14 protein-coding genes, 3 tRNA genes and 1 riboswitch are annotated in these 15,400 nt (G+C 59.7%); of the genes, 4 read left to right on the top strand and 13 right to left on the bottom strand.

What is annotated here, in order from left to right:
- Positions 1-2 precede the first annotated feature (2 nt).
- From J3P73_RS09530 to J3P73_RS09515, 4 genes are all read right to left on the bottom strand, one after another.
- Positions 3-587, bottom strand: coding sequence for a NuoB/complex I 20 kDa subunit family protein (locus tag J3P73_RS09530; protein WP_003547368.1), 585 nt, complete (start codon positions 585-587; stop codon positions 3-5).
- Complete coding sequence (locus J3P73_RS09525) at positions 578-943, bottom strand: NADH-quinone oxidoreductase subunit A (RefSeq protein WP_010055493.1); 366 nt, start codon at positions 941-943, stop codon at positions 578-580. Before J3P73_RS09525 ends, J3P73_RS09530 begins: the two co-directional genes overlap by 10 nt.
- Positions 944-1,190: 247 nt before the next feature.
- A tRNA-Asp gene (locus tag J3P73_RS09520) sits at positions 1,191-1,267 on the bottom strand.
- Positions 1,268-1,351: 84 nt separating this feature from the next.
- A tRNA-Asp gene (locus J3P73_RS09515) sits at positions 1,352-1,428 on the bottom strand.
- A 404-nt stretch (positions 1,429-1,832) separates the two neighbouring features.
- Between J3P73_RS09515 and J3P73_RS09510 the strand changes: the two genes are divergently transcribed.
- Both J3P73_RS09510 and J3P73_RS09505 read left to right on the top strand, forming a co-directional pair.
- Positions 1,833-1,908, top strand: a tRNA-Val gene (locus J3P73_RS09510).
- A gap of 101 nt (positions 1,909-2,009) precedes the next feature.
- Positions 2,010-2,408 carry a hypothetical protein gene (locus J3P73_RS09505; protein WP_018069463.1) on the top strand — a complete coding sequence of 133 codons (399 nt, stop codon included), beginning with the start codon at positions 2,010-2,012 and terminating at the stop codon, positions 2,406-2,408.
- 59 nt (positions 2,409-2,467) lie between these two features.
- On the opposite strand, the gene J3P73_RS09500 is transcribed toward J3P73_RS09505, so the two are convergent.
- Together J3P73_RS09500 and J3P73_RS09495 are read right to left on the bottom strand one after the other, a co-directional pair.
- Entirely contained in the window at positions 2,468-3,016 is a 549-nt protein-coding gene (locus J3P73_RS09500; RefSeq protein ID WP_018069462.1) for a glutathione peroxidase, read from the bottom strand.
- A gap of 132 nt (positions 3,017-3,148) precedes the next feature.
- Positions 3,149-3,502: a hypothetical protein gene (locus J3P73_RS09495; protein ID WP_130661352.1), complete on the bottom strand. Its 354-nt coding sequence runs from the start codon at positions 3,500-3,502 to the stop codon at positions 3,149-3,151.
- Positions 3,503-3,667: 165 nt separating this feature from the next.
- Between J3P73_RS09495 and J3P73_RS09490 the strand changes: the two genes are divergently transcribed.
- The gene (locus J3P73_RS09490; RefSeq protein WP_130691030.1) at positions 3,668-4,273 is read left to right on the top strand and encodes a class I SAM-dependent methyltransferase; all 606 of its coding nucleotides are present in this window, start codon (positions 3,668-3,670) and stop codon (positions 4,271-4,273) included.
- A 109-nt stretch (positions 4,274-4,382) separates the two neighbouring features.
- Here the strand turns inward: J3P73_RS09490 and J3P73_RS09485 are convergent, their stop codons facing one another.
- Positions 4,383-4,784 (bottom strand): (R)-mandelonitrile lyase, encoded by a 402-nt coding sequence (locus tag J3P73_RS09485; protein WP_024321119.1) that lies wholly within the window; start codon positions 4,782-4,784, stop codon positions 4,383-4,385.
- Positions 4,785-5,020: 236 nt separating this feature from the next.
- Here J3P73_RS09485 and J3P73_RS09480 point away from each other — a divergent pair, with 236 nt between their 5' ends.
- Positions 5,021-6,007: an aldo/keto reductase gene (locus tag J3P73_RS09480; RefSeq protein ID WP_130691032.1), complete on the top strand. Its 987-nt coding sequence runs from the start codon at positions 5,021-5,023 to the stop codon at positions 6,005-6,007.
- 84 nt (positions 6,008-6,091) lie between these two features.
- On the opposite strand, the gene J3P73_RS09475 is transcribed toward J3P73_RS09480, so the two are convergent.
- The 6 genes from J3P73_RS09475 to clpP all read right to left on the bottom strand — a co-directional run bounded on the left by J3P73_RS09475 (position 6,092) and on the right by clpP (position 15,270).
- Entirely contained in the window at positions 6,092-8,302 is a 2,211-nt protein-coding gene (locus J3P73_RS09475) for an esterase-like activity of phytase family protein (protein ID WP_024321121.1), read from the bottom strand.
- Positions 8,303-8,385: 83 nt separating this feature from the next.
- Entirely contained in the window at positions 8,386-9,294 is a 909-nt protein-coding gene (gene ribN / locus J3P73_RS09470) for a riboflavin transporter RibN (RefSeq protein ID WP_032989047.1), read from the bottom strand.
- A 186-nt stretch (positions 9,295-9,480) separates the two neighbouring features.
- A riboswitch (FMN riboswitch) is annotated at positions 9,481-9,635 on the bottom strand.
- A 122-nt stretch (positions 9,636-9,757) separates the two neighbouring features.
- Positions 9,758-10,033 (bottom strand): DNA-binding protein HupB, encoded by a 276-nt coding sequence (gene hupB / locus J3P73_RS09465; RefSeq protein ID WP_003558438.1) that lies wholly within the window; start codon positions 10,031-10,033, stop codon positions 9,758-9,760.
- Positions 10,034-10,239: 206 nt separating this feature from the next.
- Positions 10,240-12,657: an endopeptidase La gene (gene lon, locus J3P73_RS09460; protein WP_003547341.1), complete on the bottom strand. Its 2,418-nt coding sequence runs from the start codon at positions 12,655-12,657 to the stop codon at positions 10,240-10,242.
- Between the two features lie 402 nt (positions 12,658-13,059).
- The gene (clpX, locus tag J3P73_RS09455) at positions 13,060-14,337 is read right to left on the bottom strand and encodes an ATP-dependent Clp protease ATP-binding subunit ClpX (RefSeq protein ID WP_003547337.1); all 1,278 of its coding nucleotides are present in this window, start codon (positions 14,335-14,337) and stop codon (positions 13,060-13,062) included.
- 303 nt (positions 14,338-14,640) lie between these two features.
- Positions 14,641-15,270, bottom strand: a complete 630-nt coding sequence (clpP, locus tag J3P73_RS09450; protein WP_003547334.1) for an ATP-dependent Clp endopeptidase proteolytic subunit ClpP — start codon at positions 15,268-15,270, stop codon at positions 14,641-14,643.
- Positions 15,271-15,400: the final 130 nt, after the last annotated feature.

Below are 15,400 nucleotides of genomic sequence, written 5' to 3'. Positions count from 1 at the left end.
CCTTAGCGTTCGATCGTGCCGGTACGCCGGATCTTCTTCTGCAGCAGAAGCACGCCATAAAGCAGCGCCTCTGCCGTGGGGGGACAGCCCGGCACGTAGATGTCGATCGGCACGATGCGGTCGCAGCCGCGCACCACCGAATAGGAATAGTGATAATAGCCGCCGCCATTGGCGCAGGAGCCCATCGAGATAACATAACGCGGCTCGGGCATCTGGTCGTAGACCTTGCGGAGCGCCGGCGCCATCTTGTTGGTCAGCGTACCGGCGACGATCATCACGTCGGACTGGCGCGGCGAGGCGCGCGGCGCAAAACCGAAGCGCTCGACGTCATAACGCGGCATCGACAGCTGCATCATTTCGACGGCGCAGCAGGCAAGACCGAAGGTCATCCACATCAACGAGCCCGTGCGGGCCCAGTTGATCAGTTCGTCGGTCGAGGTGACGAGAAACCCCTTGTCGGCAAGCTCGTTATTGATCTCGCCAAAAAATGGGTCGTTGCTGCCGATCGGCTTGCCGGTCGAGGGATCGATGATCCCCTTCGGCTGCTGGGCCACAAGCGGCTGATTGCTCACAGGGGCTACTCCCATTCCAGGGCTCCCTTCTTCCATTCATAGATAAAGCCGATGGTCAGCACGAGAAGGAAGACCATCATGGACCAGAAGCCGAACCAGCCGATAGCGCCGAAAGACACGGCCCAGGGAAAGAGGAAGGCGACTTCGAGGTCGAAGATGATGAAGAGAATCGACACGAGATAGAAGCGGATGTCGAACTTCATGCGGGCGTCATCGAAAGCGTTGAAGCCGCATTCGTAAGCCGAGAGCTTTTCCGAATCGGGCGCTTTGAAAGCCACGGCGAACGGCGCAATGAGCAGCGCCAGGCCGATAACGAGCGCAATAGCAATGAAGATAGCGATCGGAATATAAGAACTGAGCAGTTCAGTCATCATGTTCATCCCTGCTTGCCGGAGACGCCAGGCGGCGCATTTGGGCAAATGCCCGGCAAGCGAACGTGCGTTGCAACAAGCCGTGGTTAGCGCAGCCGACGCCCCGGCGCAAGACTTTTACAGAGGCAATTCGACGAGTATCCGAGGGACACTATCAAGCACATACAACGATGTCGCGACAAATCCGCGCAAGCCGCTTCAGCGCGCATGGCTGACCACTGGAAACTGCATGGCTTTCAAGAGAGAATGGCGCGAGTGACGGGGCTCGAACCCGCGACCTCCGGCGTGACAGGCCGGCACTCTAACCGACTGAGCTACACCCGCGCATTAATCGGCCATTTTGCGGCCGCGAGGATGAAGACAACCGGACAAACGACAAATCGCATTTGCGTTTTACAAGACTTGAAATGGCGCGAGTGACGGGGCTCGAACCCGCGACCTCCGGCGTGACAGGCCGGCACTCTAACCAACTGAGCTACACCCGCAATTCATTTCAAGCAGTCCGGATGCCTTCGCACCCTCTCCAAAACGGCTGCCCGTTTCGATGAGCGGCTAACTACGGGGTTCGCCTTTTAGTGTCAAGCAGGTTTGGAGACAAAACAATGACAGTCCGCGAATTGTTTCGGCGGGTTGGGTGCCAGACGAACAAAAGCCGGCACTTCCGTCTTCGGCAGCAATGCTCAGCCGCAGACGCAACGCCTTCGAAACGGGGATGCTCGCCGCCCTCCCCTCACTTTTCCACAGCCGAGCCGAGCCTAAGCGTCATTGCAAGACACGGGACCACCACCAAAAAAATCAAAAAATCTTCACAAACACTCTTGCGGTTTTGCCGCGATCCGCATAGATCACGGCCACCAACGCGGCAGGCCGATCCGGCTTCGTTTGCGATGGGCGATTAGCTCAGTTGGTAGAGCGCCTCGTTTACACCGAGGATGTCGGCGGTTCGAGTCCGTCATCGCCCACCATTTCTAGAGTTTCCTGCTGCTTGTTCATCAGAGTTAGGCTCCCGAATTAGCTCGCTAATCCGGCCACGATCTGCGCAAGGTGTTTTGTCAGGAGACACCTCATGAAAACCGTTGCCATCATCTCTACGCTGCTTCTCGCCAGCGTGGCTGCGCCGCCGTGCATTGCCAGAGAGCCGGCGCAAGAGGTGTTCCTGTCTGCCGGGGATCAGGCGATTACAACCTCGGGAGAAACTCCGGCACGTGAAGCCAGAACATATCTCCTGAGAATGCCGTCAGATCTTCCGATTAATTTTTCGGTCGATGCAGACAATTCAGCCTGCAGCCTGGAAATCAGCAAAGCCAGCCAGCGCGGCGTCTTAAGCACAATCAGCCGATTCCCCGCGTCTTTCAGAGACAGCGGTCAAAGTGGCGATAAATATACGTTTTCGTTTTTCCAAAACCGCGTTTCATTTATGAGCGGCGCCCGATGCGCCTTCTCATTTTCTCTGACGCAGATGTGACGGCGTGATCGGGGCAATGGGCATGCCTCGCTGTTTGGAGGATGCCCATCCCCTACTATTCATGCCTTCGCCAGTTCTTTCTCCACCGCCGAAACCAGCCGCGAATCATCCGCCGTCACGTCAGGCGCGAAGCGGGCGGCGACTTTGCCGTCGCGGCCGATCAGGAATTTTTCGAAGTTCCAGAGGATGTCGTCCTCATCGCTGCCGGTCATCCCGTGGGATTTCAAGCGTTCGCGCATCGGGCCGTCGCCCGTCGTCTTCACGCCCGACTTGGTCAGTTGGCGGTAAAGCGGGTGCTGGGCTTCGCCCTTGACCGAAATCTTCGAGAAGATCGGGAAGGTGACGTCGTAGGTGCTGGTGCAGAAATCGAGGATCTCGGCGTCGGTGCCGGGCTCCTGGCCCTTGAAGTCGTTGGCGGGAAAGGCGGCGATGACGAAGCCGCGCTCGCGCTTTTCCCCATAGAGCTTTTCCAGCCCCTCATATTGGACTGTCAGCCCACATTTCGAGGCCACATTGACGACCAAGAGCACCCTGCCCTTGTATTCGTTGAGCGTGGTCTCACGACCATCCACTGTTTTGACCGGGATATCCAGCACGTTGCCCGTCACGGGAACCTCCAATTTCGTAAGGATATGTTTCGCTAAGCTTAGCGATATCGCCGCTGTTGTCATCAGCGTCGGGATCAACTTGGCTTCCACAGGACGCCGGTGCGGCTTCCGGCCGCACCGGGCCTCAGCACCTCAGGCGGGAGACGTTTCCTTCACGTCGTCGAGCAGGAAGTGCACGACGAGATAATCCGTCTTGTAATGGCGGCCACTGTCCGACACGGAATCGACGCTGCCGCCGTCCTTCGGGTGCCAGGGATGATAGTGGGGGTTGGTGGTGATCAGCGTGATGGCCTTGCCATCTCTTTCGCCAAGCCGGAAGCGCATCTCGGCGAGCGGCCAGATCCGCTCGTAATCCTGCATGGTGATTCGCGCCTTCAGCGCCTTGCGCTGCAGCGGCGCTTCGCCGGCCTCGGCTGGTGTTTCCAACATCACCTCCTCAGCTCCGCTGATGATGGTGTTGAATTCTTCAGGCCACATGCGTCTCATGAAATCGCTCCTCCCGAGGCTTTTTCGTCAGTTCACAGATGGAACTTAGCGGTTTGTTCGAAAGAAGCAAATTCCTGTCATGCGGTTGTCATCGGTGCCGGCTGCTCCTACCTTCCCGTCAAACCGCATCAGGGCCGTCAGTCGCCCGCAATCCCGAGATCAGAGATGAAGACACGTGAAGAAAGGCAGGCGCTCCGGGCGAGCATGCCGCGCACCCCGCTCAACGCCCATCATATGGAAAACGCCCGATTGCTGCCGGATCGTGGCGAGCTGCTCTACCGGATTCCGAACGGTGGCATCGGTGTCGAGGTGGGAGCCGCCTTCGGCGAATACACGGCGGAGATCCTGGAAAAGAATCGCCCGGCGCAGCTCTACCTCATCGATCCCTGGTCGATGGATCGCTACAGCTCCGGGCTTGACGCGATCCACACGAATTTCGCGGCCGAGATCGAGGCCGGCCGGCTGCATCTGATGCAAGGCACATCGCTCGAGAAGCTTGCCGAATTCGAGGACGATTTCCTCGACTGGGCCTATATCGATACCGATCATTCCTTCGAGCTCACCTGGCAGGAACTGCTGCTCTGCGAAAAGAAGGTGAAGCGGACGGGGCGCATTGCCGGGCATGATTTCTGCACCGGCAATACGGTCAAGCCGATCGTCTATGGCGTCGTCGAGGCGGTCACCAAATTCTGCAAGGATTACGGCTGGCAATTCGAGTTCCTGACGGTCGAATCGCACGCGCATTTTTCCTATTGCGTGAAGCGGCTCTGATCAGTCTAAAGCGCGGCGCGATCTTTCAGATTCGCTTCACGCGCTTTAGGTCTTTGGTCTTGCGCATGTCTTCACCGCAAAACCGCTGCACACTTTTGCGTGACATGCTTTACGCATGGCCGGAATATTGCTCGTCGCTGACTTTTTCCATCCAGTCGACGTGGCTGCCGTCCAGCGCTTCATGGATGGCGATGTGCGTCATCGCCGTATCCGGGGCAGCACCATGCCAATGTTTTTCGCCCGGCGAGAACCAGACGGTATCGCCGGCGCGGATCTCGCGGATCTCCCCGCCCCAGCTCTGGGCGAGGCCCTTGCCTGATGTCACGATCAGCGTCTGGCCGAGCGGATGCGTATGCCAGGCCGTGCGGGCGCCGGGTTCGAAGGTGACGGAGACCGCCCTCGCCCGTGCCGGCGCCGGCGTCTCCATCAGCGGATCCTGGCGAACGGCGCCGGTGAAATAGTCGGCCGGTGGCTTCGTCGAGGGGCGAGAGCCGGCGGGTTTGATCTCCATGATCTTTCCTTTTCCATCCATGCGGTTGAAGCCTTGTAGCAGAACGATATTTCATCGGGGCGACCAATCAAAGCCGGATCGACAATTGCCGCGGTGTCACCTGGCTGATAGTGCCATTGCCTTTCATCAGCGCGTCGCATCTTGCTTGAATCATGCGACGTGCTTTGGCTCTTTGTTTTTATGCATGTCGTTGTCCCCGCACACTTCCGGGCGACATGCAGTAGGGAGGATTTTTCATGAAACACCATGCTTTTGGCCGCATGGCCTTCACCGTCACCAATGTCGGCTTCGGCGCCTGGCAGATCGGCGGCTCCTGGGGCGATATCAGCGAGGCCGACGGACGCGCGGCGCTGAATGCCGCGCTCGATGCCGGCATGACATTCATCGACACGGCGGACGTCTATGGCGACGGCCGCTCGGAAAAGATCATTGCCGACGTGCTGAAGTCGCGTGGGGGCAAGCGCCCGATGGTCGCCACCAAGGCGGGCCGCCGCCTCAACCCGCATGTCGCGGAAGGTTACACCAAGGCTAATCTCGAAGGTTTCATCGACCGCAGCCTGACGAATCTTGCCGTCGACAGTCTCGACCTCGTGCAGCTCCACTGCCCGCCCCGCGACGTGCTTTACCAGCCGGAGGTCTTCGAGGGCCTGGACGCGCTGCAGAAGGCCGGCAAGATCAAGTGTTACGGCGTCAGCGTCGAAAAGGTCGAGGACGGGCTGAAGGCGATCGAATATCCCGGCGTCGTCAGCATCCAGATCATCTACAACATCTTCCGCCAGCGCCCCGATCACCTGTTCTTCCAGGAAGCACGCCGCAGGAATGTGGCGATCATCGCCCGTGTGCCGCTCGCAAGCGGTCTTCTCTCCGGCAAGATCACCCCGGACACACATTTTGCCAGCGACGACCATCGCAATTTCAACCGCAACGGCGAAGCCTTCGATGTCGGCGAGACCTTTGCCGGCGTGCCCTTCGAGGTCGGCCTGCAGGCGGTGGAAGAGGTGCGCAAGCTGGTGCCCGCGGGCGCGACCATGGCAGCCTTGGCGCTCCGCTGGATCCTGATGAGCGATGCCGTCACCGTCGTCATCCCCGGTGCCCGCAATGGCGAGCAAGCCAGGGCCAACGCGGCCGCCGCCGACCTTGCGCCGCTGTCGGCCGATGTCATGGCGGCAACACACGAGATCTACGAGCGGCTGATCGCGCCGCATGTGCATCAGCGCTGGTAGGCGTCCAACACTCCAAAATGCAAATGGCCGGGTTTTCGCCCGGCCATTTGCATATTATCGATCCGTCAAGGTCAGTTGGTGGGCTCAGTTGGTGCCGACCAGGTCAACCGGGAAGAACAGGGTCTCGCCGGAGGATTCGCTGACGCCGTCATTGTCGGTGACCGCGTAGGGCTTGCCCGACGCGTCGAAGGTGAAGCCTTCAAGCTTGTCCAGCACATAGCCATTGGTCGCGGTCTTCAGTTCGCCGAGGAAGTCATGGGCTTCAGTCTTCTTGACGACCGGCAGTTCACCGCCGAGCTTGGCGGGCTTCAGGTCCGATATCGCGACCTTGTAGAGCTTCTTCAGCCTGGCGGCATCACCGACGAGGTTGTCGCGCTCGATGATGAAGACGCTGTCGCCCTGAGCCGAGATTTCCGACAGACCGACCCAGCCGCTTTCCGTCCTGTCGAGCGGATAGCGCACAGCACCCCATTCCTTCTTCTTCGGATTGTAGGAGACGAGCTTGACGAAACCCTTCTCGTCGTCGCTCCACTCGCGCTGGACCGCCATCCACAGCGTCGCATCGTCGCCGGTGCCGACAATGGTCACGCCTTCGAAGCCGTAACGGATTTCGTTGGCGACGAGCTCCTTCGGCAGGGCGACCTCGGCCTTGATTTCGCCCTTGGCATTGACGTTGTAGAGCGCGTGCGGGACGAGACGCTCACTGTAACCTTCCGAGGCGAGCCAGAAGGAGCCATCGGCAGCAGCCGCGATGCCTTCGATGTCGAGCTTCTGGGCCGGGGCGCCGTCACGCTTGACGACGAGGGCGTCGGTGATGACGGCCGGCTTCTTGCTGGCATCGATCGTGTAGATCGTCGGCTGCGAGCCCAGAACGCTGTCGCTGACGGCGTAGAGCATGCCCGGCTTGCCCGGAACGGCGGCGAGACCCGAAAGGGCTGCGAAGCCAATCGGATTGCCGTCCTTTTCGGCAGAGACGATCTGCGGATAGGCCTTTTCGCCTTCCGAGCGCTCGTAGATCATCACATGCGAGCGCGCGCCGCCGTCCTTGCCGAGGTCGAGCTCGTTGGCGGTCGCAAAAAGATTACGCGCGGGAATGGCGATCGCGCCTTCCGGCGAAATGCCCGACGGCAAGAGCTGGATGAGTTCGGGATCGGCGCCGGTATCCTTGAAAACGCCGACGACCGAAGCACGCTCGGCGAGCAGGAAGAAATACTGATCGTCGCCGAACTTGGCGGCTTCAAGGCCTTCCGGCTCGACGCCCTTCGATCCCGAACGGCTTTCCGGATAGTGGCCGATATGGGCAACGGCGCGTTCGAAGGAGGCGCCTGATTCGTAGAGAAGTTTGCCCGTCTTGTCGAAGATGGTGAAACCACGCGAGCCGCCCTGGTAGTCGCCTTCATTGGCGACGACGAGGCGGTTGTCGTCCAGCCACTTCACGGCGTCGGGCTCGCGCAGCACGCCCTTGGCTTCGCCCGAGAATTTCAGGGCGCCGTCACGCTTGGTGTCGATGCCGGAAAGATCGACGCTGCCGGCGGAGAAATGCGTCTTCACGTCAGCCGTGTTGGCGTCGATGATGACGATCTCATTGTTCTCCTGCAATGTCAGAGCAATTTCGTTCAGGCCGTTGAAGGCGACGAATTCCGGCTCCGGATCTTCAGGGGCGACGCCGCCAAGCCCGGTCAGCGCCACGTGCTTGATAGTGCCGCAATCGACGGTGCCGTTCTTGACCTGGAAGACGACGAGGTCGCCGGGCGGCATTTGCGGGATCTTGCCGTCATTGACGTCTTCGTCGCGCTCGTTTTCGATTGCGATGGCGCCGAGCATCTTGTCCTTGTTGAGGGCGATCGAATCCGGCTGGCCGCCGAGATCGCAGGTGTTCTCGATCTTCTTGGTCGCCACGTCGACGATCGCGAGACGGCCCGAGGGCTTCGCCTTGCTTTCGGAGGTGTTGACAGCAACGAGCGCCTTGCCGGCGCTGGAGGTGACCGATGTCGGCTCGCCGTCCATCATCACCGCGCCGCCGGCCTTCGGTGCCTTGGCATCGGTAATATCGATGAAGCCGATCGCGCCGAGCGGGCTGTCGCTATAGATCAGCGTGTTGCCGTCGTCGGTCGCGGTGATGATTTCGGCGGAGCTCACCGACAGCTTGTCCTTGTCAGCCGGCAGGTTCTCTGCGACCGGGAAGGAAGCGATGCGGTTGAAAACCGGTTCGGCCGCGGCCGGAAAAGCAACGGATGCGAGAAGCACGGCAGCGAGCACTGCCTTGCGCGATGAAATTGTCATGAAATCCCCCATGTGTCGAACATTCGAAACAGGAGTTTTCTGCGCGCGCGGCATGACAGAGGCATGACAGATGCGGCATTTTGCACCTGATCACGTCAGGCTGGTTTGCGCTCCCGGCGCATCTCGTTTCGCATGATGAACAGCGAAGCAGACAGGATGAGAGCCGCTCCCAGCCAGAGATAACCCGCCGGCGCATAACCGAAGAACAGCCAACCCGCCAGTACGTTCAACGGCAGCTTCAGATCGTCGAACGGCTGGACATAGGCGGCATCAGCGGCTGCATAGGCGAGCGTCAGGAAATACTGCGCTGCGGCAGTCAGCAGCCCCGCCAGCAGGAACAGGGCAAGGGTTGCGCCCGTCGGCACTGCAAAGCCTGCCGCAAGCGCCAGCCCGCCATTTATCGGCGTCAGCAGAACGAGCAGCCAGACGGTGATCGTCTCCGGTCGTTCGATACCCGTCAGGCTCTTGGTGATCAGCGACGAGGCGCCCCAAAGCAGCGCCGAAAGCACAGGCAAGAGAGCCGCCCAGCCAAAGCCGTCCGACCATGGCTGCAGGATGATCATCGCTCCGGTGAAACCCGCAGCCGTCGCAGCCCAGCGGGCCGGGCCGACGCGCTCACCCAGGAAAAGCCGGGCGCCCAGAATGATGAAGAAGGGCGAGGTCATCACCAGTGCGATCGCCTGCCAGATCGGCACCGCGGCAAGGCCGGCGACCCAAGCTTCGACGCCGAGCGCGGCAAGCGCGACGCGCGCGAGGTGACGCCAGGGATAGTCCGTGCGCATCGCCGCAAGGCCGAGCCTCTTAAGGAACGGCAGCGAAAACAGGAAGGCGAAGCCATATTGCCAGAAAGCTGCCGACGCCGAGGGAAAGGCAAGCTTCATCGTCAGCCATTGGGTGACGACGTTGAGAAGCGAAAAGGCAATGCCGGCAAGCACCATCCAGATGGCACCGACAACGGCGCGGGACGGCGAGACTGCAAGGGAAGTCTGATTCATGTCTTTCATCCAAACTACAGCGCCGCGCGTCTTTTCAGACGCGCAAAGGACGCTGTAGCACTTTAAATCGCTGCATAATTTTATCTTTAAATCGATTCCGATTTAAGGAATTATGCAGTGGGACCAACATAAATCAGGACGCATGAGGCACGGACACGAGCGACATGGCGGATCCCCGCCCTTTGCACGACCGACACTCATTCTCTTCCATCCGGACTTTTACCGTCGGCTCCGGAATCGCACCGGATCTGCTGGCCCTTCCCCCGCTTGGACACGAGAGCAGGCGCTCGCGGGCTCGAGCCGAAACCCTTACCGCCGGTGGGGAGTTTCACCCCGCCCTGAGAACAGAAACGTCGTAGATCAAAGCCCGGGCGACAGCAAGGCTAGCCAAAGCAAAAGGGGTCCGGCAAAGCCGAACCCCTCTCAAATCCTGCACAACCGGTCTCGTTTCCGGCTGACGGATAATATCAGATCAGCCGTTGACGGCGTCCTTCAGGCCCTTGCCGGGCGTGAATTTCGGCACGTTGCGAGCCGGAATGTCGACTTCAGCGCCCGTCGACGGGTTACGGCCCTTCGTTGCGGCACGATGAGAAACGGTGAAGCTGCCGAAACCCGCGAGGCGAATGTCGCCCTTGTTCTTGAGTTCAGCCTGGACAACGTCGAAAACCGCGTCAACAGCGGAAGCCGCGTCAGACTTCGTCAGTCCTGCCTTTTCGGCTACTGCGGACACGAGTTCATTCTTGTTCATGTTTCCACCCCTTTCTAAATGGTATGAAACGACTCAAAAGTAAGCTAGGCGCAGAATAGGTTTCATCAGGCCCGCCGAAAACCCAAAAGCCCTGCAAATCAAGGAAAAGCAAGCGTCTACATGACGTTTTCACAAAAAAGGCTGGCGTTTTCGCCAGCCTTTTTCCGTGTTTTGCGCCAATTGGGCATAAATGTGGCAAAGGCCACTCAATGCGCTATGGTTGCGCCCGTCTCATCGAGGCCTTCGACCGATGTGATGACCGGCGTTTCCACCGTGCCGTCCCATTCGATCGGCTCCGGCCGCCGGATCAGCGCATGCTTGATCACCTCGCCCATGCGGGATACCGGGATGATCTCCATGTTGTTCTTCACGTTATCAGGAATCTCCGCCAGGTCCTTGGCGTTTTCCTCCGGAATCAGCACCTTCTTGATGCCGCCGCGAAGCGCTGCGAGCAGCTTTTCCTTGAGACCGCCGATCGGCAGCACACGGCCGCGAAGGGTGATTTCACCGGTCATGGCCACATGCCTGTCCACCGGGATGCCGGTCATGATCGAGACGATCGCGGTTGCCATGGCGACGCCGGCCGAGGGGCCATCCTTCGGCGTTGCGCCTTCCGGCACGTGCACGTGGATGTCGCTCTTGTCGAAGCGCGGCGGCTCGATGCCGAAATCGACGGCGCGCGAGCGGACATAGGACGCCGCTGCCGAGATCGATTCCTTCATGACTTCCTTCAGATTGCCGGTGACCGTCATGCGGCCCTTGCCCGGCATCATCACACCTTCGATGGTCAGCAGCTCGCCACCAACTTCCGTCCAGGCAAGACCGGTCACGACGCCGACTTGATCCTCGCCCTCGGCTTCGCCATGGCGGAAGCGCGGGACGCCCAGATAGTCGGAGATGTTGGCAGCCGTCACGTGAACGGCCTTCGTCTTGCCCTTGATGATCTCGGTGACCGCCTTACGGGCGAGTTTCATCAGCTCGCGCTCGAAGTTGCGGACGCCGGCTTCACGGGTGTACTGCTGGCTGATTGCCATCAGGGCGTCGTCGCTGACCGAGAATTCTTCCGGCTGCAACGCATGTTCCTTGATGGCCTTCGGCAGCAGGTGCCGCTTGGCGATTTCGCGCTTTTCATCCTCGGTGTAGCCGGCGATACGGATGATCTCCATGCGGTCCATCAGAGGCGCTGGAATATTCAGCGTATTCGCCGTCGTGATGAACATCACATCCGACAGGTCGTATTCGACTTCCAGATAGTGATCCATGAAGGTCATGTTCTGCGCCGGATCGAGCACTTCGAGCAGAGCCGAAGACGGATCGCCGCGATAGTCCTGGCCGAGCTTGTCGATTTCGTCGAGCAAGAACAGCGGGTTGGACTTCTTCGCCTTCTTCATCGACTGGATGACCTTGCCGGGCATCGAGCCGATATAGGTGCGGCGGTGACCGCGGATTTCGGCTTCGTCGCGAACGCCGCCAAGCGCCATGCGGACATACTCACGGCCGGTCGCCTTGGCGATCGACTGGGCGAGCGAGGTCTTGCCGACGCCCGGAGGGCCGACGAGGCAGAGGATCGGGCCTTTGATCTTGGTGGCACGGGCCTGCACGGCCAGATATTCGACGATGCGCTCCTTGACCTTGTCGAGACCGAAGTGATCAGCTTCGAGGATCTTCTCGGCATTGTTGAGATCAGCCTTGATCTTCGACTTCTTGCCCCAGGGAATGCCGAGCAGCCAGTCCAGATAATTGCGCACGACGGTGGCTTCCGCCGACATCGGGCTCATCTGGCGCAGCTTCTTCAGCTCCGCATCGGCCTTTTCACGGGCTTCCTTGGACAGCTTGGTCTTGGAGATGCGCTCTTCCAGTTCGCTCATCTCGTCGCGGCCTTCTTCGCCGTCGCCGAGTTCCTTCTGGATCGCCTTCATCTGTTCATTGAGGTAGTATTCGCGCTGGGTCTTCTCCATCTGGCGCTTGACACGCGAGCGGATGCGCTTTTCGACCTGCAGAACCGAGATCTCGCCTTCCATGAAGCCGAGGGCCTTTTCGAGGCGCTGCTTGACGCTGGTGGTCTCCAGCATCTCCTGCTTCTCGGTGATCTTGATCGACAGATGCGAGGCGACCGTATCGGCGAGCTTGGAATAGTCGTCGATCTGGCTGGCGGCGCCGACCACTTCGGGCGAAATCTTCTTGTTGAGCTTCACGTAGCTCTCGAATTCGGAGACGACCGAACGCGACAGGGCTTCCAGTTCGACCGGATCGTCATGCGGCTCCTCGAGCACATGGCCGAGCGCCTCATAGAAATCCTCGCGGCTGGTATAAGTGTCGATCTCGGCGCGGGCGCGACCTTCGACCAGAACCTTCACGGTGCCGTCGGGCAGCTTCAAGAGCTGCAGCACGTTCGCCACGGTGCCGACATTGTGGATCGCGGAAGGATCCGGATCGTCGTCGCTGGCGTTGATCTGCGTCACCAGCATGATCTGCTTGTCGGACCCCATGACCTCTTCGAGCGCACGGATCGACTTTTCCCGTCCGACGAACAGCGGCACGATCATATGCGGGAAAACCACGATGTCGCGCAGGGGCAGAACAGGGTAGGCAGTGCTGCTCGCTACAGACGTTTTCTTCGTCATTTTATGTCCTTTCCATCGTCCCGTTGCCGGGCTCTCTGCACGGCCGCTTGGGACCGGCCGGCACTCTCACTTGTTGCTACAAGTGGAGGTTCTGACTACGCTTTTCAAGCCACGCTAACGCCCGCGTCCCTCGGATGTGACAGCTTTATTACAACGGAACGCCAACACTATGAAGCGCGTGGCTGGACCGGCGCTTACCACTTCCGACCCGGCTAAAATGCAAACGCCAGCAAGAGACTTACGGATCATTGCATCATTGCCAAGCACGACCCCTTGCGCAACATCGGCAAAGGCAATTTCGGTTCCCACCGGCAAATACTAACAGCGCTTCGCATGGATTTTCAAATAGAAAGGGGCCTGCCTATGGCAAGCCCCCAAAATAATCACACAAAAGCCATAAGCTCACGCCGAAGCGTTGGCTTTTTCTTCCTGGCGATCGGCATAGATGTAAAGCGGACGGGCCGAACCGCGCACCACTTCCTCGGAGATGACGACCTCGCGCACGCCTTCCAGCGTCGGCAGTTCGAACATCGTGTCGAGCAGGATCTTCTCCATGATCGAGCGAAGGCCGCGAGCGCCGGTCTTGCGCACGATCGCCTTACGGGCGATTTCGCGCAGAGCATCCTCGTGGAAGTTCAGTTCCACATCCTCCATCTCGAACAGGCGCTGATACTGCTTGATCAGCGCATTCTTCGGCTCGGACAGGATCTGGATCAGCGCGTCCTCATCGAGGTCCTCGAGCGTCGCCAGAACGGGCAGACGGCCGATGAACTCAGGGATGAGGCCGAATTTGACCAGGTCTTCCGGCTCCAGTTCGCGCAGGACCTCGCCGACGCGGCGGTCATCCTGCGACTTGACGCTAGCGCCGAAGCCGATCGAGGTCTTCTCGCCACGGGCAGAGATGATCTTGTCGAGGCCGGCAAAAGCGCCGCCGCAGATGAACAGGATGTTCGTCGTGTCGACCTGCAGGAATTCCTGCTGCGGGTGCTTGCGGCCGCCCTGCGGCGGAACGGAAGCGACCGTGCCTTCCATGATCTTCAGCAGCGCCTGCTGCACGCCCTCGCCCGAGACGTCACGGGTGATCGACGGGTTGTCGGACTTGCGCGAAATCTTGTCGACTTCGTCGATGTAGACGATGCCGCGTTGCGCACGCTCGACGTTGTAGTCGGCCGACTGCAGCAGCTTCAGGATGATGTTTTCGACATCCTCGCCGACATAACCGGCCTCGGTCAGCGTCGTCGCATCGGCCATGGTGAAGGGAACGTCGATGATGCGGGCGAGCGTCTGGGCAAGATAGGTCTTGCCGCAGCCGGTCGGGCCGACGAGCATGATGTTCGACTTCGCCAGCTCGACTTCGCCGTTCTTGGAGGCGTGCGCCAGGCGCTTGTAATGGTTGTGAACGGCAACCGACAGGATCTTCTTCGCCTGCCGCTGGCCGATAACGTATTCGTCGAGGACCTTGATGATGTCCTGGGGCGTCGGAACGCCGTCGCGGGACTTGACCATCGAGGACTTGTTTTCCTCACGGATGATGTCCATGCACAATTCGACGCATTCATCGCAGATGAAGACGGTCGGTCCGGCAATCAGTTTCCGGACTTCGTGCTGGCTCTTTCCGCAGAACGAACAATAAAGAGTGTTCTTGGAGTCGCCGCCGTTGCTGCCGCTGACCTTGCTCATATCACTTTCCTTCCAGCACGCCGCATTTCAAGGCGAAATCGCGGTCCACTCTATCAGCTCCTGGCGGCACTCCGTTTCCGGAGCCTTTGCCGAGAAGGGCTTCAGGGGGTACGAACCGGGCCCAACCAATCATGTCCTGGTCCCGGCGGCAACGAACTCCCCTTCGAATGCCGAATGCTATGTCATAAAAATTCAACATAGCATTAATAGTTACTATTAGCGTCTTCGTCGCCGCATGAAAGCCCTTGTTCAATCACAAATGGGATAGAACTGTGGCGAGGAAAACACCATCCCTATTAATTACTAGGCCTGTTCGCCTTCCATTTCGAGGCGCGACGTCAGGACCTTGTCGATCACGCCCCAGCTCTGGGCTTCGTCCGCATCCATGAAATGGTCACGATCGAGCGTCTTTTCAACTTCCTCGTAGGTGCGGCCGGTGTGCTTGACATAGACCTCGTTCAGGCGGCGCTTCATCTTGAGGATGTCGCGGGCATGGCGCTCGATGTCCGAAGCCTGGCCCTGGAAGCCGCCCGAGGGCTGGTGCACCATGATGCGGGAATTCGGCGTCGCAAAGCGCATGTCCTTGTGGCCGGCAGCCAGCAGCAGCGAGCCCATGGATGCGGCCTGGCCGATGCAGAGCGTCGAAACCGCGGGCTTGATGAACTGCATCGTATCGTAGATCGCCATGCCGGCGGTGACGACGCCACCGGGCGAATTGATGTAGAGGGCGATTTCCTTCTTCGGGTTTTCGGCCTCGAGGAAGAGCAGCTGGGCGCAGACGAGCGTCGCCATATGGTCTTCGACGGCACCCGTCAGGAAGATGATGCGTTCCTTCAACAGGCGGGAATAGATGTCGTAGGAGCGTTCACCGCGGTTGGTCTGTTCCACGACCATCGGCACGAGGGCCATTGCGGTATCGACTGGGTTTCTCATGTGCGTCCTTTGTCAACGTCTCGCCGGCCGGCGCCGGGAATCAAAGAAAAATATCTTACCCCTACATAGAGTGTCCCGGCCCTCCTCTTCAAGACACGCATGAGGATAACGTTAAGAAGGCGGGGCAAGG

Origin of the sequence: Rhizobium ruizarguesonis (assembly GCF_017357285.1) — a bacterium.
Classification (GTDB): Bacteria; Pseudomonadota; Alphaproteobacteria; order Rhizobiales; family Rhizobiaceae; genus Rhizobium; species Rhizobium ruizarguesonis.
This window is presented reverse-complemented; position numbering and strand designations above follow the sequence as displayed.